Here is a 24,120-nt window from a genome sequence, read left to right on the forward strand (position 1 = left end):
CTCACCGTGACTCGAGCGCCAGCAGGGCCGCCTTCGCCTCCGGGCCGCCGGCGTACTGGCCGATCCCGCCGCCGGCCGGCACCACGCGGTGGCAGGGCAGCACGATCGGCAGCGGGTTCAGCGCGCAGGCGGTGCCGACGGCCCGGAACGCGCGCGGGCTGCCGGCCCGCTCGGCGATCTGGCGGTAACTCGCCGTGCTCCCGTACCCGATCGTCGGCAGTTCCCGCAGCACCTGCTGCCGGAACCCGGCGGTCAGCGCCAGGTCAAGTTCCAGGTCGAACTCGGACCGCCGGCCGGCGAAGTACTCGTCCAGCTCCCGGGCCACCGGATCGAGCCGGCGCGGTGCCCGCAGCACCCGCGGGCTGATCTTGTCCGACAGCTCGGCGATCACCCGGTCATGATCTTGGATCTGGTACGCCACCCGGACCAGCCCGCGCTCGGTGGCGGCCAGCAGCAGCGGCCCGAGCGGGCTGTCCATGATCAGATAGCCCACGTCGAGCAGGCCGGAATCTCCGGCCAGCTTGGCCAGCCGGTCCTTCAGCCCGGCCAGTCCGGCCGGTTCCTCGCCGATCAGCGGATCGATCGGATCGATCGGATCGATCATGATCATGCTCCCTTCGAATCCTGCAACAGTGTGCGCAGCGCGCGGATGCCGTCCGAGGCGGCCTTGCGGACCGAAGCGGCGGAGCCGCCGATCAGCTCGGCGACCTCGGCATGGCGGAGGCCGCCGAGATGGTGGTAGGCGACGGCCTGGCGCTGTTTCGGCGGCAGGCCGCGGACCGCCTCCCAGAGTTCGTCGGAGCGGTCCGGCGGGCCGGGCTCGGGGGACGGCTCGGTGATCTCGGCGACCGGGATCGGCCGCCGGGCCCGGGCCCGGGTGACGTCGATCGCCTTCCGGTGCGCGATCGTCACCAGCCAGGCCTCGACCCGCCCGTCGGCGGGGAAGTCCGGCCAGGCCTTGAGCGCGGCCAGGAACGTCTCCGACCAGGCGTCGTCGGCGTCCGCGGTCGGCCCGAGCACGGCCCGGCAGACCCGGAGGATCCGCGCGCCGTGCTCGGCGACCACCGTGTCGAACGGCTGCTTGGCCAGCGGCGTCATGGTCAGAAGAGCCGCCCGGCCTCGGCCGGCACCGGCTGCTCCAGGTCGAGCAGCCGCTGCTTGCGCTCCAGCCCGCCGGCGTAGCCGGTCAGCCGGCCGTCCTTGCCGAGCACCCGGTGGCACGGCACGACGATGCTGAGCGGATTGTGCCCGACCGCGCGGCCGACCATCCGGGCCAGCGAGCGGTCGCCGAGCCGCTCGGCGAGTTCGCCGTAGCTGGTCGTCTCCCCGTACGGGATCGCGCGGAGCAACGCCCAGACGCGCTCCGAGAACTGATCGCCCCGGGTCGCGGTCGGCAGGTCGAAGCCGGTCCGGCGCCCGGCCAGGTAGTCCGCCAGCTGGGCGACGGTCTCGGTGAACAGGGCGTCGTCCGCCGCGTCGACGTACTCACCGATCGTGCCGGGCGCCGGCGGATGCCAGTGGCCTGGGAAGTAGATCCCGGTCAGCGCGTCGCCGGCGGCCACCAGCGTGAGTTCGCCGATCCCGGTGGCGACCCGCGTGTGTCGTACGTTCATGGCCCGATCCTTCCTCGTTGCTCTCGTACCAGGAAGACGCCCGTCTGCCGCGGGATGTGAGGTCCCGAAGTGGCCGCAGTTTTTCACGTTGCGTGAAAAACTGGCGCTTTGCCAGAGGAACTTCTCTGGTAAAGCGGCAAGAAATGTGGTGAAGACGGCCGTCAGGGCCAGGTGCGCCCGGACTCCTCGGCCAGGGCGAGGATCAGGGCCTGGGTACCGGAGCGGCCGTGGCCGAGCCGCTGCACCGACCGGTAGAGGCGCTCGGCGAGTTCGACGCCGGGCAGGGTGAGGCCGGAGCGGCGGGCCTCGGCGAGGATGATCCCGAGGTCCTTGAGGAAGTGCTCGACGTAGAAGCCGGGCGTCCAGTCGCCGGCGATCGTCTTCGGGGCCAGCGCGGCCAGCGCGGCGGAGCCGCCGGCGCCGCGGCTGACCGACTCCAGCACCCGGGTCGGATCCAGGCCGGCCGCGCTCGCGTACAGCAGGGATTCGGACAACGCGATCATGGCGCCGGCGACCAGGATCTGGTTGGCCGCCTTGGTGTGCTGCCCGGCACCCGGCCCGCCCTGGTGCACGATCGTCTCGCCGAAGCTGCGCAGCACCGGCTCGGCCGCGGCCACCGCTTCGTCCGAGCCGCCGACCATGATCGACAACGTGCCCCGCTCGGCGCCGCCCTGGCCGCCGGACACCGGCGCGTCGACCGCGCCGAGACCGCGTTCGGCCGCCGCGGCCGCGATCCGCCTGGCCAGTTCGGGCTCGCTGGTGGTCAGGTCGACGACGGTGCCGCCGGGCCGCAGATTCGCGATCACGCCGTCATCGCCGAGCAGCACCTGCTCGACGTCGGACGGCATCCCGACGATCGTCGCGACCAGGTCCGAGCCGGCGGCCAGTTCGGCCACCGAGGAGGCGATCCGGGCGCCCGCGGCAGCCAACGGGGCCGCCACCTCGGGCCGGCGGGCGTACGTGATCACGTCGAAGCCGGCGTCGATCACGTGGCGGCACATCGGCCCGCCCATGATCCCGAGGCCGATCCAGCCGACCGTCGGCCCGTTCTCCCGCTGCTCTGCCACGGCTGGGGTCCCTTCATGATCATCCGGTTGCCGGCGGTTGCCGACCATGATCAACGTACCGGCCGGAACCCGGACCGGCGGGACCGGGGGATCAGCGGCGGTAGGCCTCCTCGTCGATGGCGGCCAGCCGGGACGGGCCGACCCGCGGCGTGAGGCCGTACAGCTGCTGGAAGCTCATGATCAACGGGCGCCACCGGTCCGGGTCGATCCGGTCCGGCCGGCCGGGCAGCAGCAGTTCGGGGTGGGCGTGCACCCGGACCACCCGCAGTTCGGTCACCGGAGCGCCGTCGGTGCCGGGCTCGCTGTGGAACGCGACCACCTCGGCCTCGAGGGCGATCGGGGTCTCGGCCGGCACCGGCGCGTCGACCAGCTGGGCCGGGACCGGGGTCAGCCCGGCTCGGCCGAACTTGTCGGCGACCTGGACGTAACCGCGGGCCAGCTTGTAGGCCGCCGGGCTCGGGTTGCCGGTGGTGAGGGCGAGCCGGTTCACCACGTCGGCCTGATCGCTGGACGGCAGCGCGATCACGGCCTGCCCGGTGCGGCGCAGATTCGCGTACGTCTGCGAGCCGTGACTGACGCCGAGCACGGCCCGGTCGCCGAGCCAGAACGCCGACGAGAAGGGGGCCAGATTCGCCGTGCCGTCGGCATTCCTGGTGCTGACCAGCACCACCGGCGTGCCGAAGTAGAGGATGGCGGGGTTGGTCACGACGTGCCGGGCGGCCGGCTCGGTCAGGGTGTCGGTCATGCCCGGAAGACGCCCGGGCCGGCCCCGATGTGAGGTCGTCCCGGCTCAGGTCGCGGTCCGGAACTCCTGCAGGCCGATCACCGACAGCAGGGCCAGCTTGTCGGCGGCGTCGGTGCCCTCCACCGGGAAGAACGCCACCAGCCGTACGTCCTCGTCGGGAGTGAGCAGCACCTCGCAGTTCAGCTGGATCAGGCCGAGCTCCGGGTGCAGCACGTCCTTGCGGTCCGAGCGCCGTACCGCGACGTCGTGCTGCTCCCACAACGCCCGGAACTCGGCACTGCGGTCGATCAGGTCCCGCACCAGGCTGGTGATGTCATGATCACCGGCCCGCCGCGAGTACGTCGAGCGCAGGTCGTTCACGTGCGAGGCGGACAGCCGCGCCCAGTCGGACGCCGGCGTCCATTCCCGGATGCCCGGCTCGGTGAACCAGCGCCAGATGAGGTTGCGGTCCCGGCCGGTCCGGGCGGAGCCGTCGTGGATTCCGATCAGGGCCGCCAGCAGCGCGTTGTGCCAGAGCGCCTCGCCGAGATCGCTGTAGATGCAGGCCGGTACGTCGACCAGCCGGTCGGCCAGCGCGATCAGACCGGGCCGGACGTGGCCGCCGGACCGGCGCGGCGGGGCCGGGTAGCCGGCCAGATGGAGCAGGTGGTCGCGCTGGTCCAGGTCGCACCGGAGCGCGCGGGCGATGGCTCCGACCACGGCCTCCGACGGCGCGGAGCCGCGGGCCTGTTCCAGCCGGGTGTAGTGGTCGGTGGACACCCCGGCGAGCTGGGCGACCTCCTCGCGGCGCAGGCCCGGGGTGCGGCGGCGCGGGCCGTCCGGCAGTCCGACGTCGGCCGGGTGCAGCAGCCGGCGCCGGCGGCGCAGGAAGTCGGCGAGCCCGGGGCGATCGATCACGCCTCCATCGTGCCGGTTCGGCCGGAGCCGATCCAGGGAGAGCCCGTCCCTGGATGAACCGTGCCTGTCCCGGGACCGATCGTGAGCCCACGCTGGCCTCATGATCACTTCCTTCGCCACCAGAACTCTCGGCCGCACCGGCCCCGCCGTCAGCTCACCCGGACTCGGCTGCATGGGCCTGTCCGGCGCGTACGGCGACGTCGACGAGACCCAGAGCCTCCAGGTCATCCACGACTACCTCGACGCCGGCGGCACCCTGCTGGACACCGGCGACTTCTACGGTGCCGGCCACAACGAGACCCTGATCGCGCGCGCCCTGCAGGGCCGCTCGCGGGACGAGGTCGTGCTGTCGGTGAAGTTCGGCGCGCTGCTCGATCCGGTCAACTGGATGGGCGGCATCGACACCCGGCCGGTCGCGCTGCGGAACTTCCTCACCTACTCGCTGCGCCGGCTCGGCACTGACCACGTCGACGTCTACCGGCCGGCCCGGCTGGATCCGGCGGTGCCGATCGAGGAGACGGTCGGCGCCCTCGCCGACCTGGTGGACCAGGGCCTGGTCCGCCACATCGGGCTGAGCGAGGTCGGCGCCGAGACGATCCGGAAGGCGGCGGCCGTCGCGCCGATCTGCGACGTGCAGCTCGAGTACTCGGTGCTCACCCGCGGCATCGAGGACGAGATCCTGGACACCTGCCGGGAGCTGGGGATCGGCATCACGGCGTACGGGGTGCTGGGCCGCGGCCTGATCGGCGGCGGTGGCGAACTGACCGGCGGCCGGGCCATCTCGCCCCGGTTCCAGGGCGACAATCGGGCCCACAACCAGGCGCTGGTGGCCCGGCTCGAGGAACTGGCCCGGGCCAAGGACGCCACCGTCGCCCAGCTGGCGATCGCCTGGGTCCAGGCGCGTGGCGACGACCTGGTCCCGGTCATCGGTGCCCGGCGGCCGGAGCAGGTGGCGACCATGATCGACAGCGGGAAGGTCGTGCTGGACCAGGCCGAACTCGACCTGATCGACGAGCTGATCCCGCCGGGCGCGGTGCGCGGCGAGCGCTACCCGGCCCGGTTCATGGCTGATCTGGACAGCGAACGTCGCTCCGCGAGTGCGGCCAGTTCGTCCCAGGCCTGATGCCGCTGCACAATCTGTTTGAAGAGTCAGCGACCTGCCGTCCGCGCGCCGGGCGGCAGGTCGCTTCCCGCAGCTCGAACCGAGGACAGCCATGGCCCATGACGAAGAACAGGAACTCACCGCGGTGCTGGAGCGGCTCCGCCAGCGGTTCACCGGGATCGATCCGGGCGCGATCGAGGCCACGCTGCGGTCGGTGCACCAGCGGTTCGAGGGCAACCCGATCCGGGACTACGTTCCGCTGCTGGTCGAGCGGGCGACCACCAGCGAACTGAATCGCGTCGCCGCCGGCTGAGGACTCAGCCGACCGAGGCGCGTACCAGGTCGGCGTGCGTGATCAGCACGCGGGCGACCTCCTCGGCCAGCCGGACCCGGGCGGACCGGTCCGGCTCCCGGAGCTGCACCATGCCTCGGATGGCGAGCTGCAACGTGTGCTCCAGCTCGGCGTCGGGCTGTGGGTCGAGGTCGGCGGCCTTGAAGTAGCCGATCACGAGCAGGGCGACGGCATCGGCCTGCTGCTTCGCCGTCCAGTCGGTCCGGACGACCTCGTACGTCCTCCAGAGGGGCAGCAGGTCACGCAGGATCGGGCCGGCGCCGTGCGTCGTGACCAGGTCGCGGGCCCCGGGCTGGTCGAGCAGGCCGCCCAGCACCAGGTCGTCGGAGGTCTGCAGCGCGCGGACCAGCGGCCGGGTCAGCCAGGACCTGGTCACGGTGGCGCACAGCCGATCCGGCTGGGCGACCGCGGGATCGGCCCGGACCTGGTCGGCGAGCTCGGTGAGGACGTCGGCGAGCTCGCCGGCGATGAGCTCGAGGAACAGGTCCTCCTTGGTCCGCCAGTACTGGTACGCGGTGCCCTTGCCGACATGGGCCTGCTGGGCGATCGAGGCCATCGTGACCGCCTTGAACCCCTGCCGCAGGATCAGCTGGCGGGCGGCGTCGAGGATCGTGGCGGCGCGGGCACTGCGCCGGCCGGGGTCCGGGGCTGGCTCGGTCATCGGCTCCTCAGGCAGCGGCCAGGTCGCTGTTGCGCAACCGGAAATGCTTGGTCCGCGACAGCAGCTGGATCACGGGCGGAAAGCGGAACATCAGCTTACGGAGACCGAGCGTGCGGTTGTGCCGACGCTGCTCCTGGGCCGAGGTCTGGGTGAAGATCCGCCGCATCGGGTAGGCCGATTCCTGGAAGTCGGCGATCGCCGGGCGGAGCTTGCGCTCCCACCTGGTCAGCGCGGTCTCCAGGTCGTCCGGATGCCGCTGCAACATCAGTCCGAGCAGGTCGGCCCCGGCCAGTCCCGAGGTGGCGCCCATCCCCGAATACAGCGTCGGGCACCAGGCGGAATCGCCGACCAGTACCACCCGGCCCTGGTGCCAGCGGTCCACCCGGGCGTGTTCGACCGAGTCGAAGAGGAACTCGTCGGCCCGTTCCAGGTGGCGCAGCGCCGTCTCCATCAGATCGCCCAGCGGCTCGGGCCCGTAGAGCTCGCGGAGCCGGGCGGCCACGCCGACCTCCCCGGCCCGGGCACGTTCGGCGGCGACGTCGTCCGTCCGGTACGAGAAGAGCACGGTGGGCGGGTGATCGGCGAACGGGAAGACCCAGAACGACCGGCCCGGCTCGGACAGGATCGCGCCCTCCTGCGGCGGCAGGCCGGGCAGGGCCGTGGGCAGCTCGAACGCGGTGATCATGAACCCGAGCGGGTGCAGGTGGTCCTCGTGCGGCCCCCAGACGAGTCTCCGTACGGTCGAGCGCAGGCCGTCCGCGCCCACCACGAGGTCGAAGCGTTCGGTCGTGGTGCGGTCGTGGTGCGCGTCGTGCAGGGTCACGGTGACGCCGTCGGCGTCCTGCTCGATCCCGGTCGGCGAGGTGGTGAACCGGAGCTCGGTGCCGGCCGGCAGCGCCTCGTACGCGGCCTGTTCCACGTCACCGCGGAGCATCATCCACGGCCCGCCCGGAAGGTCCTGGAACCCGAGCGCCGCCCGGCGCCGGCCCTGCCGGTCGACCTGGTGGGTCCGTCCCGCCGTGATCCGGTTCCGGATCCCCTTCAGCCCGATCCGTTCGGCCGCGATCCGGCCGCAACCGTACATGGCGATGAAATAGCCGCCTCGCCGCCGGGCCGCGGCGCGCTCGACGATCACCGGCTGCCAGCCGGCGTTGTGCAGGGCGGTGGCGGCGGCGAGCCCGGAGATTCCGGCTCCCACCACGAGTGCGCGACGACGGGCCGACGTGGAACGCGAGGTGCCTGCTGAACTGGTCATGCGCCCAGCCTAGACAAACTGACCAAAACAGTCAGTTGGTCAGTCTGCCGCCCCGTGATCCATTCACCGAGTGTGACGATACGGACGTCAGAAATCGATTTCAGCGGTAGGTCACACGCGGTTTGCCCGAGGCGAACCGGGGCCGTCGCGGATCGCGTGCCAGATGTGTTCGCGGGGTCAGCGGCGCGGGCCGGTCCGGCGGCCCGAGACCCGGGGGAACAGCCAGACGGCGAAACCCACCAGCACGACGCCGGCGACCAGGGGCAGCACCGGGAGAGCCAGGTGGAGGCTGCCGATCCACCGGCCGAGCAGGCCGAACGCCTGGACGCCGGCCTGGATCGCCAGCCAGCGCAGCAGCAGGGGGCGCAGCGTGGAGGCCTCGAAGCGGGCCGACCAGCCGGCCGAACCGAGCAGGCAGGAGAGGGCCACCAGCAGATGGACGACGGCGGTGGCGACGAACCCGGCCGGCGCCCACGGATCCGGTTGCACCAGGACCCCGAGCCCGATCAGTGCGGTGTACGCGGCGACGGCGATCCCGCCCGGCCGGACCAGCCAGAGCAGCAGCGACGCCGAGGCCAGCACCAGCAGCGGCAGGGCCGGCCAGAGCAGCAGCAGGCAGGCGGCACCGAGGCCGAGGCCGGCCAGCCGCAGCGCCCAGCCCGGCACCGGGTTCCGTACGTCGACGTGGACCAGCGGCAGCGGCCGCTGGGAATCGGGCCGGTTGATCCGCAGGGCCCAGAGCAGCCGGATGCCGCGCTCCCGCCACGGCTCCAGTCGCCCACGCGCCGACCGGGTCAGCCGGGTCCGGACCCGGCTGCCGACGTTCGGGGCGCTCATCGCCGCCGCCTGATCCGGCTCAGCGCGGTCAACGCCGCGTCCGCCGGTACGGGCTCGCCGGCGGAGCCGCCCAGCTCGGCGCCGGCCGGCCGTGGGTCCCAGCGGACCAGCTCGATCCCGGCCCGGGCCAGGCCGCGGAACCGCAGCACCCGCTCCAGCATGATCATCCGGTACGCGGTCCGGCCGCGATCGCTCAGATCCCGGGTCACCGGCCGGGGCAGCACGTCGACCGCGACCACCCGGTGCCCGGTCCGGTGCCAGTCGATCGCGATCCGGGCCACGTCGTCGTCGAGGAAGGTCGAGCAGAGCACGATCATCGAGCCGGACGGCAGGCGCGGCACCCGTTCCCGGCGGCCGGGCTCGCCGCGCGGCGCGGCCAGGGCCAGGTGCAGGGCGAGCCGGCGGGCCTGGTGCTGGCCGCCGGCCGGCCGGACCGGGCGCTGCATCCGGCCCAGGTCCTCCAGCCCGACCCGGTCGCCGCCGCCCAGATAGCGGTCCGCGATCGACAGGGCGGCGACCCGGGCGATGTCCAGCGAGGTGGCCTGGTCCTCCCGGACCTCGGTCGCGTCGCCCCAGCTGCTCACCACCGGTCCGATCTCGTCCCGTGAGTCCAGCACCAGCATCACGCAGGCGTCGGCGGTGGCGTAGGTACGGCGGACGTACAGCTCGGCCAGCTGGGTCGCGCCCGGCCGCCCGTCCGGTCCGGGCCGGCGCAGGCCGCCGGTCCGGTCGGCGGCCCGCCGGGCGGTGACCCGCCAGTCGATCCGGCGCAGCCGGTCGCCCGGGGCGAACGGCCGGACGTCGTGCAGTTCGCCGCCGTCGCCGGCCCGGCGCCAGCTGTGCGGCCCGGTCAGGCCCTGCAGCCGGAACGGCAGCGGCACCAGCGACAGCCGTTGCAGCCCGGGCAGCACCGTGATCGCGACCGGCCCGGCCTGCTGTGGCTCGGTCCGGGTCACGCCCGCGGTGCCGGCCTCGTACCACTCCACCCAGAACAGGTCGCGCCGCCCGGTCCGTACCGTCTCCATGGAGATGCCGACACCATGATCATCGAGCCGGTGCGCGTCGAGCACCGCCTCCCGCGGTCGGTGGCCGGGCGCGTTCACCCGGACCATGATCAACTCGCCGGCCGGTTCCATGATCATCCGGCCCGGGATCACTCCCGGCCGTGGTTGTTGATCATCGGCCTGGAGGTCCAGCCGGCCCGGGGCGGCCGGGCGGTTCAGCCAGCCCCAGAGCACGAACAGCACCACCGGCAACGCGAACGTGACCAGGTCGGGCCGGCCGGCCAGCAGGGCGAGCATGATCAGTCCCAGCGCCACCGGCAGGCTCAGCCCGGCGGCCAGGCTGAGCCGCGGCGGCAGGCTCGACTCCGGTCGCCGGGTCTCGCGGCTGGGCGGATCGTCGCGGGAGAGTACGGTCATCGTCCGGCCGGCTGGGCGGCGGCCCCGCGCAGGCTCGGCGGCGCGGCGACCTGGCCGAGCAGGGTCTTGATCACGTCGCCGGCCTGCAGCCCGGTCGCCCAGGCCTGCGGGTTCAGGGTCAGCCGGTGCGCCAGGGCGCTGACCGCGATCTCCTTGACGTCCTCCGGCGTGACGTACGGCCGCCCGTCCAGCACCGCGATGCCGCGAGCCACCAGCATCAGGGCCAGCGACCCGCGCGGCGAGCAGCCGACCTCGACGCCCGGATGGGTCCGGGTGGCGGCGGCCAGGTCGACGCAGTAGCGGACCACGTCGCGGTCCAGCTCGACCTGCTCGGTGCCGGCCTGCATCGCCAGCACCGTCGCGGCGTCGACGACCGGCCGGACCGGTGCCTCCTCGCGCTGCCGTTCCAGCCGGCGCAGCAGCACGTCGGTCTCGGCGTCAGGGTCCGGATAGCCCACCGCGAGCCGGACCATGAAGCGGTCCAGCTGCGCCTCGGGCAGGGGATAGGTGCCCTCGTACTCGACCGGGTTGGAGGTGGCCATGACGTGGAACGGCGGCTGCAGCCGGTGGCTGACGCCCTCGACGGTGACCTGCCGTTCGGCCATCGCCTCGAGCAGGGCGGACTGGGTCTTCGGCGCGGTCCGGTTGATCTCGTCGGCCAGCAGCAGGCCGGTGAACACCGGTCCCGGCCGGAACTCGAACGCCGACGCCGCGGGGTCGAACACGTACGACCCGGTGATGTCGGCCGGCAGCAGGTCCGGCGTGCACTGGAGCCGGCGGAACTCCAGCCCGAGCGCGGTGGCCAGGCTGCGCGCGGCGAGCGTCTTGCCCAGCCCCGGCACGTCCTCGAACAGCACGTGCCCGCCGGCCAGCACCGCGGCCAGCGCCGTCCGCAGCGCGGTCCGCATGCCGACGACGACGGTCCCCACCTCCTCCAGGACCCGTTCGCCCAGCCGGGCGACCTCGGCGACCTCGAGCACCCGGTCGGCCACGCCGTCGTCCACCCTCGTGCTGTCGTTCAACCCCGTGCTGTCGTTCAACTCTGCACTCCTTTGTCCTGCGGTACGGCCAGCAGTTGCTCCAACCGGGCCAGCACGCCGACGAACTCGTCGTAGTGCGGCCGGTCGGCTTCCAAGGTTCGGTAGGCCCGCTCTCCGAGCAGCGCGCGGCAGCGCTCCTGGTCCTCGTCGCGGGCCAGGTCCAGCCCGTGCTCGGCCAGCGTCTCCGCCGCGAGGGTACGGAGCCGGCGGCCGGACCGGGCGTCCACCTGGGAGGAGTGACCCTGCAGCGTCCAGGACAGCCGGGCCACCTCCCGCCGGGCGCCGCGGTCCCGGCCGCGGTCGTCCGGTTCCGGCCAGCCGGCGTTGTCGCCGAACTCGGTGAACAGCCGGAACGACCCGAACAGGGCGACGGCGACGGCGATCAGCAGGCACTTCAGCGGGTCCAGCCCGACCAGCCAGGCCCCGCCGCCGAGGATCGCCGCGACGACCAGGCTGCCGATCGCCGTGGCCCGCAACTCTGCCGGGTTCACTGGTCGTGCTCCCGGCCCGCGCTGCCGGGACTGCCGGCGCTGCCCGGGCTGCCGCCGCGGCTGATCCGCTCGACCGCGTCGTCGGCGGCGGTCCAGTGCTCGGCCAGCGCGAACAGGGCCCGCTTCGCATCCCGTACGTCCTCGGTGGTGGCGGGAGCGGACCCGAACCGGGCGGCCAGGTAGAGCTTGAGCAGCCGCCGGACCGGCTCCGGCGGCGCGGGCGTCCGGTCCAGCACGTCCACGGTGAACTCGGTCGGCGTCTCGAACCGTTCCCGGTGCACCCCGGACTCCGCGGCGGCCTCCTCCAGCGCCAGCCAGGCTCGGATGATCGCGTCGTTCGGGTCGGCGATCCGGTCCAGCAGCCGGACCGCGGCGGCGGCGCCGCGACGCAGCACCGGCAGTTCCGGCTCGACCTGGGTCCGGGCCAGACCGGTCCCGGTCGGCACCGGCTCGTCCTCCAGGTCGGGTCGCATCGCCCGGAACCGGCGCCAGATCAGCCAGGCGACGAAGCCGAGCGCGGCCACGCCGGCGACGACGGCGAGGGTGAGCAGGACGTTGTCCAGCCAGCTCAGGTCCAGCGGCGGCCGCCGCTCCCGGGCCGACGGCGTCGCGCTGGCGAACGGGTTGCCGATCGGCTGCGGCGGCCGCGACATCGGCGCCGGGGTGCCGAAGATCAGGCCCCACCGGTCGACCACGGTCCACGGCCCGCCGACGCCCGCCGCGATCAGCGCCATCAGGCCGACGACCCCGGCCAGCACCAGCACCGCGCCGGCTGATCCAGCCCTCGGTCGGCGCACGGTGATCACCCCCTCGTGGCGTGCCCCAAACCTATCCTCTCGTCCCGCGGCCGCGCGGGTAGAGTCGCCCCCGTGATCGAGCCGCACCACCAAGAGGTCGAGGTGGCGGGCTGCTGTACCCACTGCTTCACGTACGCCGAGGGCGTCCCCGGCGGTCCGGTGATGATCTTGGTGCACGGCTTCCGTGGTGATCATCACGGCCTTGCCCGGATCGCCGAGGAGCTGGTCGCCGCCGGCGGGCCGTACCGGATCGTGGTGCCGGACCTGCCCGGCTTCGGTGTCTCCGAACCGTTCCCGGACCGGCCGCACGACCTGGCCGGCTACGCCGCCTGGTTGATCGCCTTCGTCGACGCGGTGGCCGCCGGCCGGCCGGTGATCATGGTCGGACACTCGTTCGGGTCGATCGTCGTCTCGGCCGCGCTGGCCGGCGGGCTGGTGGCCGACCGGGCCGTCCTGATCAACCCGATCGGGGCGCCGGCACTGAGCGGGCCGCGCGGGATCCTCAGCCGGCTGGCCGTCGGGTACTACTGGCTCGGCGCGAAGCTGCCGGCGCCGATCGGGCTGCCGCTGCTGCGCAGCCGGGCGATCACCCGGCTGCTCAGCGAGGTGATGGCCAAGACGAAGGACCCCGAGCTGCGCCGCTGGATCCATGATCAGCATCGGCGGTACTTCGGCGCCTTCGCCGACCGCGAGGTCGTCCTCGAATCCTTCCGGGCGTCGGTGTCGTCGGACGTCAGCCAGTACGCCGCGCGGCTCGACCTGCCGGTGCTGCTGATCGCCGGCGAGGTCGACGACATCACCGAGCTGGACCGGCAGCGCATCCTGGCCGACCGGTTCCCGCAGGCCGAACTGGTGGTCGCCGAAGGCGTCGGTCACCTCATCCACTACGAGGCGCCGCAGCGGGCGGCCGCGGCGATCGGCTCCTTCGCGGGTCATACCGATGGCGTACCCGGCCCTGAGTCCTGATCCCGCTCCAGTAGGGCTACCCCTACCGCAAGATCGGTAGACAGCCTGATGGAGATGGTGCGCGCCAACTGCGAGGGTTGAGCCGTGCCGAACCGACCAGCGTCCATCCGTTGTGTGCCAAACCGTAATGGGCACCCGGCCTCCGGGAGGTTGGGTCGTGAGCCACGGATCGTTAGTGTCGGGGCCGTGAGTGCAACCACCACATTGCCCGGCGGCCGGGTGGGTGTGGCGCCGACTGTGCGCCACCGACCTGTGCTACGCATTGGCCCTGTGGAACGGTTTGGCCCGGTCGAACGGGTGATCTCTGTGGGACGGACGGGTTCGATGGAACGAGTTGGCGAACCGTCGTGACGCCGAACAGCCTGTTGACGCTCCTCGCGGTCGGCATCGCCGTGTGCGACGCCGCCTGCTTCGCGTTCGGCGCGATCCTGCAGCACGACGCCGTCCGGCGCACCATCTCGACCCCGTCGGGTGAGAACGGCAACCTCGGCCTGCGGGGCATGCTCGCCCTGCTCCGCCAGCGGCGCTGGCTGGCCGGCCTCGGCCTGATCGGGCTCGGCGCGGGGCTCCATGTCATCGCGCTCGTGCTGGCGCCGGTCTCGGTGGTCCAGCCGATCGGCGTCCTCGGGGTGCCGCTCGCCGTGATCGTCGCCGCCCGGCGCGGTCATGAGCACGCCACCCGGGGGGTGGTGGCCGGGATCGCCATCTCCGTCGTCGGTACGGCGGCGTTCGTCTGGCTGACCGCGGGCAAGGCGACCTCGGTGCCGCTGACCGGCGAGACGCTGGTGCTGGCCGGGATCCTGGTCGGCCTGCTGGTCGGCGCCGCGATCATGGTCGCGAAGGTCAACCAGGGCTGGGTCCGGGCCCTCGGCTGCGCGTTCGGCGGCGCGGCGGCGTTCGGGCTGGTCGCGGCGGGCATGCGGGCCCTGTCGCAGCTCATCGCCGGTGATTTCAGCCGGATCACCCAACCAGTGGTCATCGGCACGCTGCTCGGCATCATCGCCGCGGCCGCGGTCGGCGGCACCCTGGTGCAGCAGGCCTACACGGTCGGCTCGCCGGAGGTGGTGCTCGCCTGCGTCACGGTGACCGACCCCTTCGTCGCCGTACTCATCGGGCTGATGCTGCTCGGCGAAGGCAAGCACATGGATCCGCTGACCGGCTTCGGGATGGCGGCCGCGGCCGTGGTCGCGACGGTCGGCGTGTTCGTCCTGGCCCGGCATCATCCCGACGCCAAGAAGCAGAAGGACCAGGACACCGACCGCGACGCCGGAACCAGCGGTCCCCGCGGGGAACTCGGCACCGGGCGACCGGATGCCGCCACCGAACTGAACCTGGGCGGTCAGTCGACCGCCGTGCCGTCGCCCGATCCGGACGACACCGACCCGAAGAGGACACTCGATGAAAATCCTGCTTGGCGCTGACACCTATCCGCCCAACGTCAACGGGGCCTCGACCTTCACCCACACCCTGGCCAACGCGCTCGCCGCGCGCGGCCACGAGGTGCACGTGGTGTGCCCGTCGGTCGAGGGGCCGCCGGTCACCCGGGTCGTCGACGGGGTGACCGAGCACCGGCTCCGGTCCTACCGCTACCCGCTGCACGAGAGCCACCGGATCTGCACGCCGTGGCAGGCGATGCCGGCCATCGACCGGCTGATCCGGGAACTGCGGCCGGAGGTCGTGCACTCCCAGTCGCACATGCTGATCGGACGTGGTCTGCTCTGGTCGGCCGCACGCCGCGGGGTGCCGTCGATCGCCACCAACCACTTCATGCCGGGCAACGTGCTGGGCTACCTGCCGCTGCCGAAGTTCCTGTACGGGCCGGTGTCGCGGTGGTGCTGGAACGACCTCGGCCGCGTGTTCGGGCACGCCGACGCGGTCACCGCCCCGACCCCGCTGGCGGTCCAGGTGATGCAGGACAACACCGACATCACCGGGGCCCGGGCGATCTCCTGCGGGATCGAGACCGACAAGTACTGGAAGGCGACCCAGGCGGCCGCCGCCCCGATGACGCCGACCATCCTGTTCGTCGGCCGGCTGGACGCCGAGAAGCACGTCGACCAGCTGATCAAGGCCGTGGCCCGGTTCCCGCTGGACCGGCCGGTGCGGCTGGAGGTCGTCGGCAACGGCGACCGGCGCGCGTCGCTGGAGGCCCTGGCGGCGCGGCTCGGTCTCGGCGACCGGGTGAAGTTCCTCGGGTACGTGGACGACGACGAGCTGTTGCGGGCCTACGGCAGGGCCTCGGTGTTCTGCATGCCGGGCGTCTCCGAGCTGCAGAGCATCGTCACCCTGGAGGCGATGTCCGCCGGCAAGCCGGTCGTCGCCGCGGACGCGGTGGCGCTGCCGCACCTGGTGCACCCCGGCGAGAACGGCTGGCTGTTCACGCCGGGCAACATCGACGAGCTGTCCGACCGGCTGCTCAGCCTGATCGCCGACCCGGCCCTGCGCCGGCGGATGGGCGCGGCCAGCCGGAAGATCGTCGAGAAGCACAGCATCGGCGCCACCCTGGAGGCGTTCGAGGAGTTGTACCGGCAGGTCCAGCCGTCCGGCCGGCTCGTTTCGCTCAAGAAGCACCGCCGGTTCTCCCGCCGCGCGGCCTGAGGCCGCTGGCGCCCTGAGCCTGGCGAAGGGCAAAGGTGGACCGCCGCCCTCCCGGCCGGCCGGAGGAGGTACGTTGCTCCCGTCCCGGCACCGATCCGGGCAGAGGGAGGAATGACGATGACTGCAGCACAGGAGGCCCCGACGGGCACGCTGCGGGTCAAGCGGGGCATGGCCGAGATGCTCAAGGGCGGCGTGATCATGGACGTGGTCACCGCCGAGCAGGCCAAGATCGCCGAGGACGCCGGCGCGGTGGCGGTGATGGCGCTCGAGCGCGTACCCGCCGACATCAGGGCACAGGGCGGCGTGGCGCGGATGAGCGATCCGGACCTGATCGACGGCATCATCGAGGCCGTCTCGATCCCGGTGATGGCGAAGGCCCGGATCGGCCACTTCGTCGAGGCTCAGGTGCTGCAGGCGCTCGGCGTCGACTACATCGACGAGTCCGAGGTGCTGACCCCGGCCGACTACGCGCACCACATCGACAAGTGGCAGTTCACCGTGCCGTTCGTCTGCGGCGCGACCAACCTGGGCGAGGCGCTGCGCCGGATCACCGAGGGCGCGGCCATGATCAGGTCGAAGGGCGAGGCCGGCACCGGCGACGTCTCCAACGCGACCACCCACATGCGCCAGATCCGCGACGAGCTGCGCCGGCTGCAGAGCCTGCCGCCCGACGAGCTGTACGTCGCCGCGAAGGAGCTCCAGGCGCCGTACGACCTGGTCGCCGAGGTGGCCCGGACCGGCAAGCTCCCGGTCGTCCTGTTCACCGCCGGCGGCATCGCGACCCCGGCCGACGCCGCGATGATGATGCAGCTGGGCGCCGAGGGCGTCTTCGTCGGCTCGGGCATCTTCAAGGCCGGCAACCCGGCCCAGCGCGCGGCCGCGATCGTCAAGGCGACCACCTTCTACGACGACCCGGACGTGATCGCCAAGGTCTCCCGCGGCCTCGGCGAGGCGATGGTCGGCATCAACGTCGACGACGTCCCGGAGCCGCACCGGCTCGCCCAGCGCGGCTGGTGACGCTGAAGGCGATCATGCTGACGTAACCAGCCGACCGCGCTAAAGTGTATGTACACCCCCAGGTGGCTTCGGCTCCTGGTTAGAGGGCCCCGCTTCGGCGGGGCTCTCGGAATTTCTGGCCCATTTCTCGGGCCTCCAGATTGTGCCTTGGCCGTCCTTGAGGTGGTCCGGTAGCTGGCAAGCGGCGAGATCCTGAGGTGTGATCTGACGGTGCCAGATCGGACCGGTCTGCTTCAGTTCGTTGCTGGCGCGCTTCGGCTCCATGGGCGACAGCAGGCCGACCTGACGACCGAGTTCTTCCTTGGCGAGGCGCATCGGCATGACGAGGTCGGAGTCATTCGTGCACACGACGTAGACGTCGGCGACGCCCTTCATGGCGTCGATGAGCAGCCTGCTCGCCAGCGCGACATCGGACCCCTTCTCCTCGGTCTTCTTGACCTTGACGCGCTTGGGTTCACCGTCTGCATCCAGGACGGTCGGATGCAGCGGCATGACCCGTGGGTCGACCCGGAACTTGCCGCGGTAGATCTCGGTTCGGGGCAAGGTCGCCAGCGCTCGCAGGTAGGCCTGCTGGCGCTGGGGGGAACTGGGGTCCTTGCCGGGGAGCGCCTTGATGATCGCGGTGAAGTAGGAGACCGACCTGACCCGACAGTCCGGGAGCACTCGCTCCGCGAGAGCCTCGAGATCGAGCCACTTGTGCTGCGGGTGGCCCTCCAGGAGCCGCCGATACAGGTTGAAGCCGTCGACATACACCGACGCGGTCGGTTTCGTGTCGGCATCGTCCACGGAGTTCATCCTTCCACCAGCCGGCGACACAATCCGCAGGCTCCCCCGGCCGAGGTGGAGCCGGGCAACCGCGTGTCCTGCCTCGTCCACGGACGCGCGACTGCGGGCGGTGTCAGGGGCGTGTCAGGTGGGTGACAGGCGGCGGCTCGAAGGTTGGCGTCATGAGAACTTCGGCGACCGCGGCGACCGGCCTGCGGAACAAGACGGACAACGGCGGCTTCCTGGCCGTGGCAGGACTGCAGAAGAGTTACGGCACGGGCGTCGTCACGCCGGTGCTGCGGGGCACCGGGCTCGAGCTCGACCGGCACCGGATCGGAGTCATCCTCGGCCCGTCCGGGTCCGGGAAGTCGACGCTGATGAACATCGTCGGCGGGATCGATCGTGCCGACAGCGGCACGGTCGAGGTGGACGGCGAGCGGATCTCCGACTTCAGCGATGATCAACTTCTCGAATACCGCCGGACCAAGATCGGCTTCGTCTTCCAGTTCTACAACCTGGTGCCGAACCTCACGGCGGGCGAGAACGTCGAGGTGGTCTCGAACCTCAGCGAGAAGCCGCTGCCGACCGGCGAGGTGCTGGCCGCGGTCGGGCTGGCCGACAAGAAGAACCGCTTCCCCCGGGAGCTTTCCGGTGGTGAGCAGCAGCGGGTCGCGATCGCCCGGGCGATCGTCAAGAGCCCGCGGCTGCTGCTCTGCGACGAGCCGACCGGGGCGCTCGACGTGGAGACCTCGCTCGGGGTGCTTTCCCTGCTCCAGCGGGTCAACGCCGAATTCGGTACGACGATCCTGATGATCACCCACAACGCCGCGATCGCCGACATGGCGCACTCCGTCTACCGGATGCGCGACGGCCAGGTCGAGGACGTCACGCACCATGATCAGCCGGTGCCCGCCGAACGGATCCAGTGGTGAGCGCCCTGAACCGCCGCATCGGGCGGATGCTGCGCGAACACAGGGGCCGCTCCATCGGCATCGCCATCCTGGTCCTGCTGGGCAGCTTCTACTTCACCGCGGCCACCGGGGTGGCCGGCAGCATGGAGCGCCTGGTGGTCGGGTTCGCCGACCGGAACCAGCAGGAGGACCTGACCTTCAGCACCGACAAGCCGCTCGACATCCCCGCCTGGGAACGCGAGTCTGGCGCGACGATCGAGGCCGCGCTGCGCCACGACGTCCGGCTCCCCGCGGGCGAGCTCCGGCTGCTCAGTCCCGGCACCAAGATCAACCTCGCCGAGGTCACCTCTGGCCGGGCCCTCGCCGCTCCGGGGGATCTGCTGGTCGATCCGCACTTCCTGCAGACCCACGGGCTGAAGCTCGGTGATCAACTCTCTCTCGACGGCAGGACGTTCACCGTCGTCGGCACGGTGGCGGTGCCGAACTACGTGTATCCGCTGAAGGGGCTGTACGACGTCCTGCCGACCGCGGGGTTCGGCGTCGGCGTCGCGGCCCGGGCCGACATCGAGGCGCTGCCGTCGGCGTCCGCGGCGACGACGACGTACAGCGTGCGCTTCGGTGATCGCGACCGGCTCGAGGCCCAGACCACCGCGTTGCGGAACCGGCTCGCCGGCGACGGCTATCGCCTGTCCGAGTGGATCGAGGCCGAGCACAACCAGCGGATCAACATGCCGTGGGGCAACATCTCGAGCATGCAGTCGATGAGCCTGCCGGTGGCGGGTGCCTTCTTCGTCCTCGGCTGCGTGATCGTCGGCGTGATGATCACCCGGACCGTCAAGGCCGACAGCGTCATCGTCGGCAGCCTGTACGCCCTCGGCTACCGGCGCGGCGAACTGACCCGGCACTATCTGGCCGTGCCGGTGCTGGTCACGCTGGCCGGCAGCCTGGCCGGGACACTGCTCGCGCTGCCCTGCGTCGGGCCGGTGGTCGGCACCATGCTGACCTCGTACAACCTGCCGGACACGGGGCTGTCCTTCGCGCCGCACAACCTGGCGATCGCGCTGCTCGCGCCCGTCGCGTTGATCGGTACGGCCAGCGCCCTGGCGATCCGCCGGATCCTCGGCAAGAGCGCCGCCGACCTGATGAAGGGCGGCGAGAAGTCCGGCAAGGTGACGGCGCTGGAGCGGGCGCTCCGGCTGGACCGGTTCCGGTTCGCCACGGCCTTCCGGATCCGCGAGCAGGTCCGCAGCATCCCGCGCCTGCTGTTCCTGGTCCTCGGCGTGGCCGCCGCTTCGATGGTGATGCTGTTCGGGCTGACGTACAGCCACTCGATGGACGTCGTCACCGAGCGGGGTGCCCTGAACCGCTACAACTACAAGATCGAATACAACTTCACCGAGGTGCAGAACCTGAAGGACGCGCCGGTCCCGGCCGGCGCGGAGCCGTACAACACGATCCGGGTGCATCCCGAGGGGCGCGAGGCCGTCGGGTTCTACCTGACGGGGATGCTGCCGGACTCGGTCGGCATGAAGCTCGACGACACCCGGGGTGCCCCGCTGCCGCGGGACCAGGTCAACATCACCGAGTCGCTGGCGACCCGGCTGAAGCTCGGGGTCGGCGACACGCTCCCGATCGTCAGCCAGCTCGACGGCGCCACCTACAGCCTGCGGATCGACGGGATCGTCCAGGCCTACGGCGAGCAGTTCGTGACCATGCCGCTGGCCGAGTTCAACCAGCTGACCGGCCAGCCGGCCGGCAGCTACCGTACGGTGCTGGCGAGCCGGGAGATGGATTTCGACGAGTCGAAGCTCGCCGGCGTCCTCGACACCCGCGATCCCGCCGCGTTCGAACAGGTCGGCGCACCGACGTCGTTGATCATGGGATCGGTGACCGCCCTGGCGGTGCTGATCGCGGTCGTGATCTTGTTCCTCGTCACGTCCTTGATCATCGAGGAGAGCCACGGAACTGTTGCCCTGTTCAAGGTGCTGGGCTACCGCCGGCGGGAACTCGCGAGATTGATCTTGAACAGTGCGACACCGGCGGTGATCGTCGGGATCCTGCTCGGCTTCCCCGCCATGCTCGTCTTCGCGAACCTGCTGTTCGGGATCGTGGCCGACACGCTGAACATGCTGATCCCGATGACGGTGAACCCGTGGCACGTCGTGATCAGCTTCGTGACGATCTTCGTGGTGTACGAGATCACCAAGCGGCTGTCCGGGCGCAAGCTGGCCAGGATCCCCATGAGCGACGCGCTCAAGGGCGCCGAGTGATCGGTCCCGGGGCAGGAGGTGAGGCAGGTCACGGTTGAGGTTGACCCGAGGTCAAGGTGGACGCTCGGCGCAGCGGCAGGAGAGCCGGACCGACGAGCCACGAAGGGGCGAACCACCATGACCACCTCCGACCCGACCAAGATCAGCAACACCGCGGCCACCCAGGAGCGGCCGGAGCTGCAGCAGACGATCGAGGAGATCGTCGCCACCGGCTTCGTCGGGGTGACGCTGCGCGTCCACGACGACCGAGGTGAGTGGGCCGGGAGTGCCGGCGTGGCCGAACTGGGCGGTACGGCCACGCCGCCGGTCGACGGGCATGCCCGGATCGGCAGCAACACCAAGCCCTTCGTGGCGACGCTGGTGCTGCAGTTGGTCGCCGAGGGCCTGATCGAGCTGGACGCGCCGGTCACCGACCGGCTGCCCGAGTTCGGGCTGGACCCGCGGATCACCGTACGGATGCTGCTGCAGCACACCAGCGGGCTGTTCAACGTCACCGGCGAGGTGTACGAGGACGGGTCGATCGTGCACGGCGTCCCCGTCCCGTACGGCTCCACCGGCCAGGAGTGGCTGGACAAGCGGTTCCACACCTACCGGCCCGAGGAACTGGTCCGGCTCTCGCTGGCCAACCCGCCCCGGTTCGAGCCGGGTGCCGGCTGGAGCTACTCCAACACCAACTACGTGCTGGCCCGGCTGCTGATCGAGCGGATCACCGGACGCCCGCTGCCCGAGGAACTGCAGCGGCGGGTCCTGGGGCCGCTCGGACTGACGGGCACGGTGGTGCCGGACGGCTCGCCGGAACTGCCCGAGCCGCACGCCCGGATCTACTACCGCCACGAAGGCGAGGTCGTCGACGTCACCCGGTACGACCCGTCCTGGGTCTGCACCGGCGGCGACATGATCTCGACCAGCCGGGACCTGCACACGTTCATCTCCGCGCTGCTCGGCGGCAAGCTCCTGCCGGCCCCGTTGCTGGCGGAGATGTGCAGCCCGCGTGACACGGGCGTCCCGCATCACGACTACGGGCTGGGCCTGTACGTGCAGACGACGGACCGCGGCGACACCCTGATCACCCACAACGGCGGCAACCTCGGCTCCATGACCCTGATGTACAGCACGCCCGACGCCGGCCGGACCATGATCGCCGTGCTGAACTGGGTGGACGACGCGGGGCTTTCCCTGGCGCCGGTGGTCCAGCAGGCCCGGCAGCGGCTGGTCGACCAGGTGTTCTGAGGCGATCGGGAGGCAGGATCGTGTCCATGAACGGAGTCACGATCGGCCAGGCGGCGGCGTACGTCGGCGTCACCGTGAAGACCGTCCGGCACTATCACAAGCTCGGCCTGGTGCGGTAGCCGGAGCGGGACAGCTCCGGCTACCGCCGGTACGGCTCGGACGACCTGCTGCGGCTGGTGCAGGCCAGGACGCTGGCCGCCTCGGGAGTCCCGCTCGCCGACGTCGGGCCGCTGCTCGACGCCGAACCCGAGGCGTTCGCCGCCTCCCTCACCGACGTCGAGCGGCAGCTCACCGAGCGGATCGAGGAGCTGATCGAGCGGCGGGAGCTGCTGCGCCGGCTGGCCGACGGTGACCGGGCCCTGCTGCCCGACCGCGCCGTCGCCCTGCTGCGGCGGATGACCGATGTGGGCCTGCCGGCCGACGAGGTGGTCGCCGTCCGGGACGGCTGGGTGCTGGCCAGGGCCCTGGTCCCGGAGGGGTTCGACGACTTCCTCGACCATGTCGAGCACGCCCTCGACGACCCGGAGTTCGTCGCGCTGAGCCGGCGCGCGATCGAGGCGGCCGGCTGGGCGCCGGACGATCCGCGGCTGCCCGAGTTCGCGGCCGCGATGGCCGACCACTTCCTCGCCAACCCCGAGCACCTCAAGATCGTGACCGGGCTGCAGGGCCGGACCGACACCGCGACCCGGTACCAGTTGCTCGCCCAGCACGGCGCGGAGCCGGGCTCGGCGACGGCCAAGGGTGTCGCGCTGGTCGAAGCCCGGCTGCGCGCTGCCGGGGTCCGGATCCCGCGCCCGGACACCCACTGACCGGCTCAGGCTCCGAGCAGCGCGGTGATCTTGGCGTAGAACGGGGCGGGGTCGGCGGCCAGCGAGGTCTTCACCATCGCGGTCCAGTCGTCGACGATCACCTCGATCGCACCGGTGGCCAGGCCGTCGAGCGACCGCCGCGGGACCTCGCGGGGATCGATCTTCGGGCCGTCGTAGTCGGCCATGATGTCGGTGTCGGCGGCGCCGAGCAGGACGCCCTGGACCAGGGTGCCCTGGGCCGCGAGTTCGAGACGGACGCCGTTCGTCATGTTCCACTCGGCGGCCTTGGCCGCGGCGTACGCGCCGGCTCCGGGGCTGGCGAACCAGGACAGGGCCGACAGGATGTTGACGATCGCGCCGCCGCCGTTGGCCGCGAGGACCGGGCTGAATCGGCGGATGACCTCCAGCGTGCCCCAGAAGTGGGTGTCCAGCTCGCGCCGGATCTCGGCCGGGTCGCCGGTGACGAGCGCGGCCCCGGTCGCGATGCCGGCGTTGTTGACGAGCAGGGTGACGTCCCGCGCCGCCGCGGCCGCCGCGGCCACCGACGCGTGATCGACCAGGTCGAGGTGCAGCGGCACGACGCGCGGGTCGTCGAGGTCGATGAGCTCGGGGCGGCGCGCGGTCGCGTACACCTTGGCCGCGCCGCGTTCGAGCAGTTCGAGCACGAAGGCGCGGCCGATGCCGCGGTTGGATCCGGTGACGAGGGCGATCTGGTCGGTGACGTTCATGTCCTGGGTGCTTCCTGACGTGAGGGTTCTGATCGGGTACGCGAGCCGCAGCCGACGCGGCTCTCGTACGCTAGGACTTGACGTTGGCGTCAAGGTCAAGTCGGGAACGGCAGCGGAGGACGGCGGATGCGGATCGGCGAGGTGGCGCACCGCGCCGGGGTCAGCACCCGGGCGCTGCGTTACTACGAGGAGCAGGGCCTGCTCGCCTCCGAACGCAGCCCCAGCGGGCAGCGCACGTATCCCGAGTCGGCCGTCGAACGGGTCCGGCTGATCCAGCAGTTCTTCACCGCCGGCCTGCCCAGCCGGACGATCCTGCGGCTGCTGCCCTGCGTCGACGCCGGGCAGGCGTCGCCCGAGGTCTTCGCGCTGCTGGCCGCGGAACGCGACCGGATCACCGCCGCCATGGCCGACCTCGCCGCGGCCCGGGACGCCCTCGACCACATGATCGCCATCGCCAACCATCCGACCCCTGAGCACTGTCCCGCCCTCCGCGACCCGGCCTGGTCGCCGTACGACGCCGCCGAGCCGGCCGCCGGCTGAAGGTCGCC

General features: G+C 71.8%; 27 protein-coding genes. 12 read left to right on the forward strand and 15 right to left on the reverse strand.

Translation table 11 applies throughout. The features are described from left to right. Position 1: 1 nt before the first annotated feature. The 6 genes from AC6CCG_RS05990 to AC6CCG_RS06015 form a co-directional block, all read right to left on the reverse strand. A complete protein-coding gene (locus AC6CCG_RS05990) occupies positions 2-604 on the reverse strand; it encodes a methylated-DNA--[protein]-cysteine S-methyltransferase (RefSeq protein WP_496653557.1) in 603 nt (200 codons plus the stop codon). Positions 605-606: 2 nt separating this feature from the next. Continuing rightward, positions 607-1,098, reverse strand: a complete 492-nt coding sequence (locus AC6CCG_RS05995; protein WP_496653558.1) for an RNA polymerase sigma factor — start codon at positions 1,096-1,098, stop codon at positions 607-609. A 2-nt stretch (positions 1,099-1,100) separates the two neighbouring features. After that, on the reverse strand, positions 1,101-1,613 hold the full coding sequence (locus AC6CCG_RS06000; protein WP_496653559.1) for a methylated-DNA--[protein]-cysteine S-methyltransferase: 513 nt from the start codon (positions 1,611-1,613) through the stop codon (positions 1,101-1,103). 161 nt (positions 1,614-1,774) lie between these two features. Further along, positions 1,775-2,680 carry an NAD(P)-dependent oxidoreductase gene (locus AC6CCG_RS06005; protein ID WP_496653560.1) on the reverse strand — a complete coding sequence of 302 codons (906 nt, stop codon included), beginning with the start codon at positions 2,678-2,680 and terminating at the stop codon, positions 1,775-1,777. A 91-nt stretch (positions 2,681-2,771) separates the two neighbouring features. Next, a complete protein-coding gene (locus tag AC6CCG_RS06010; RefSeq protein WP_496653561.1) occupies positions 2,772-3,425 on the reverse strand; it encodes a flavin reductase family protein in 654 nt (217 codons plus the stop codon). A gap of 45 nt (positions 3,426-3,470) precedes the next feature. After that, positions 3,471-4,322 carry a helix-turn-helix transcriptional regulator gene (locus tag AC6CCG_RS06015; protein WP_496653562.1) on the reverse strand — a complete coding sequence of 284 codons (852 nt, stop codon included), beginning with the start codon at positions 4,320-4,322 and terminating at the stop codon, positions 3,471-3,473. Between the two features lie 100 nt (positions 4,323-4,422). On the opposite strand from AC6CCG_RS06015, the gene AC6CCG_RS06020 reads away from it, so the two are divergent. Beyond that, positions 4,423-5,445, forward strand: coding sequence for an aldo/keto reductase (locus AC6CCG_RS06020; RefSeq protein WP_496653563.1), 1,023 nt, complete (start codon positions 4,423-4,425; stop codon positions 5,443-5,445). Between the two features lie 91 nt (positions 5,446-5,536). Further along, the gene (locus AC6CCG_RS06025) at positions 5,537-5,737 is read left to right on the forward strand and encodes a three-helix bundle dimerization domain-containing protein (RefSeq protein ID WP_496653564.1); all 201 of its coding nucleotides are present in this window, start codon (positions 5,537-5,539) and stop codon (positions 5,735-5,737) included. 4 nt (positions 5,738-5,741) lie between these two features. Here AC6CCG_RS06025 and AC6CCG_RS06030 read toward each other — a convergent pair whose 3' ends face one another. From AC6CCG_RS06030 to AC6CCG_RS06060, 7 genes are all read right to left on the reverse strand, one after another. Beyond that, positions 5,742-6,437: a TetR/AcrR family transcriptional regulator gene (locus AC6CCG_RS06030; RefSeq protein ID WP_496653565.1), complete on the reverse strand. Its 696-nt coding sequence runs from the start codon at positions 6,435-6,437 to the stop codon at positions 5,742-5,744. A 7-nt stretch (positions 6,438-6,444) separates the two neighbouring features. Continuing rightward, complete coding sequence (locus tag AC6CCG_RS06035) at positions 6,445-7,692, reverse strand: FAD-dependent monooxygenase (RefSeq protein WP_496653566.1); 1,248 nt, start codon at positions 7,690-7,692, stop codon at positions 6,445-6,447. Positions 7,693-7,869: 177 nt separating this feature from the next. Beyond that, positions 7,870-8,529, reverse strand: a complete 660-nt coding sequence (locus AC6CCG_RS06040) for a hypothetical protein (protein WP_496653567.1) — start codon at positions 8,527-8,529, stop codon at positions 7,870-7,872. Further along, the gene (locus AC6CCG_RS06045) at positions 8,526-9,950 is read right to left on the reverse strand and encodes a DUF58 domain-containing protein (protein ID WP_496653568.1); all 1,425 of its coding nucleotides are present in this window, start codon (positions 9,948-9,950) and stop codon (positions 8,526-8,528) included. Before AC6CCG_RS06045 ends, AC6CCG_RS06040 begins: the two co-directional genes overlap by 4 nt. Continuing rightward, complete coding sequence (locus AC6CCG_RS06050; protein WP_496653569.1) at positions 9,947-10,990, reverse strand: AAA family ATPase; 1,044 nt, start codon at positions 10,988-10,990, stop codon at positions 9,947-9,949. Before AC6CCG_RS06050 ends, AC6CCG_RS06045 begins: the two co-directional genes overlap by 4 nt. Then, on the reverse strand, positions 10,987-11,481 hold the full coding sequence (locus tag AC6CCG_RS06055; protein WP_496653570.1) for a hypothetical protein: 495 nt from the start codon (positions 11,479-11,481) through the stop codon (positions 10,987-10,989). The genes AC6CCG_RS06050 and AC6CCG_RS06055 overlap by 4 nt, the downstream gene beginning before the upstream one ends. After that, positions 11,478-12,278 carry a DUF4129 domain-containing protein gene (locus AC6CCG_RS06060; protein WP_496653571.1) on the reverse strand — a complete coding sequence of 267 codons (801 nt, stop codon included), beginning with the start codon at positions 12,276-12,278 and terminating at the stop codon, positions 11,478-11,480. The genes AC6CCG_RS06055 and AC6CCG_RS06060 overlap by 4 nt, the downstream gene beginning before the upstream one ends. A gap of 72 nt (positions 12,279-12,350) precedes the next feature. On the opposite strand from AC6CCG_RS06060, the gene AC6CCG_RS06065 reads away from it, so the two are divergent. From AC6CCG_RS06065 to pdxS, 4 genes are all read left to right on the forward strand, one after another. After that, on the forward strand, positions 12,351-13,244 hold the full coding sequence (locus tag AC6CCG_RS06065; protein WP_496653572.1) for an alpha/beta fold hydrolase: 894 nt from the start codon (positions 12,351-12,353) through the stop codon (positions 13,242-13,244). A gap of 347 nt (positions 13,245-13,591) precedes the next feature. Then, positions 13,592-14,665: a DMT family protein gene (locus AC6CCG_RS06070; protein ID WP_496653573.1), complete on the forward strand. Its 1,074-nt coding sequence runs from the start codon at positions 13,592-13,594 to the stop codon at positions 14,663-14,665. Continuing rightward, complete coding sequence (locus tag AC6CCG_RS06075; protein ID WP_496653574.1) at positions 14,643-15,842, forward strand: glycosyltransferase; 1,200 nt, start codon at positions 14,643-14,645, stop codon at positions 15,840-15,842. The genes AC6CCG_RS06070 and AC6CCG_RS06075 overlap by 23 nt, the downstream gene beginning before the upstream one ends. A 111-nt stretch (positions 15,843-15,953) precedes the next feature. Then, positions 15,954-16,859, forward strand: coding sequence for a pyridoxal 5'-phosphate synthase lyase subunit PdxS (pdxS, locus tag AC6CCG_RS06080; protein WP_496653575.1), 906 nt, complete (start codon positions 15,954-15,956; stop codon positions 16,857-16,859). Positions 16,860-16,898: 39 nt separating this feature from the next. Here the strand turns inward: pdxS and AC6CCG_RS06085 are convergent, their stop codons facing one another. Then, entirely contained in the window at positions 16,899-17,645 is a 747-nt protein-coding gene (locus tag AC6CCG_RS06085) for an NYN domain-containing protein (protein WP_496653576.1), read from the reverse strand. A 161-nt stretch (positions 17,646-17,806) separates the two neighbouring features. Between AC6CCG_RS06085 and AC6CCG_RS06090 the strand changes: the two genes are divergently transcribed. From AC6CCG_RS06090 to AC6CCG_RS06110, 5 genes are all read left to right on the forward strand, one after another. Then, complete coding sequence (locus tag AC6CCG_RS06090) at positions 17,807-18,556, forward strand: ABC transporter ATP-binding protein (RefSeq protein WP_496653577.1); 750 nt, start codon at positions 17,807-17,809, stop codon at positions 18,554-18,556. Further along, positions 18,553-20,805 (forward strand): ABC transporter permease, encoded by a 2,253-nt coding sequence (locus tag AC6CCG_RS06095; protein ID WP_496653578.1) that lies wholly within the window; start codon positions 18,553-18,555, stop codon positions 20,803-20,805. Before AC6CCG_RS06090 ends, AC6CCG_RS06095 begins: the two co-directional genes overlap by 4 nt. 117 nt (positions 20,806-20,922) lie before the next feature. Then, positions 20,923-22,035, forward strand: a complete 1,113-nt coding sequence (locus AC6CCG_RS06100; protein ID WP_496653579.1) for a serine hydrolase domain-containing protein — start codon at positions 20,923-20,925, stop codon at positions 22,033-22,035. 26 nt (positions 22,036-22,061) lie between these two features. Then, positions 22,062-22,154 carry a MerR family transcriptional regulator gene (locus tag AC6CCG_RS06105; protein WP_496653580.1) on the forward strand — a complete coding sequence of 31 codons (93 nt, stop codon included), beginning with the start codon at positions 22,062-22,064 and terminating at the stop codon, positions 22,152-22,154. Positions 22,155-22,211: 57 nt separating this feature from the next. Then, positions 22,212-22,844, forward strand: coding sequence for a hypothetical protein (locus AC6CCG_RS06110; RefSeq protein WP_496653581.1), 633 nt, complete (start codon positions 22,212-22,214; stop codon positions 22,842-22,844). Positions 22,845-22,849: 5 nt separating this feature from the next. Here the strand turns inward: AC6CCG_RS06110 and AC6CCG_RS06115 are convergent, their stop codons facing one another. Then, positions 22,850-23,572 carry an SDR family oxidoreductase gene (locus AC6CCG_RS06115; RefSeq protein WP_496653582.1) on the reverse strand — a complete coding sequence of 241 codons (723 nt, stop codon included), beginning with the start codon at positions 23,570-23,572 and terminating at the stop codon, positions 22,850-22,852. Positions 23,573-23,698: 126 nt separating this feature from the next. Here AC6CCG_RS06115 and AC6CCG_RS06120 point away from each other — a divergent pair, with 126 nt between their 5' ends. Beyond that, the gene (locus AC6CCG_RS06120; RefSeq protein WP_496653583.1) at positions 23,699-24,112 is read left to right on the forward strand and encodes a MerR family transcriptional regulator; all 414 of its coding nucleotides are present in this window, start codon (positions 23,699-23,701) and stop codon (positions 24,110-24,112) included. Positions 24,113-24,120 lie beyond the last annotated feature (8 nt).

The organism is Microlunatus sp. YIM B11417 (assembly GCF_059617205.1).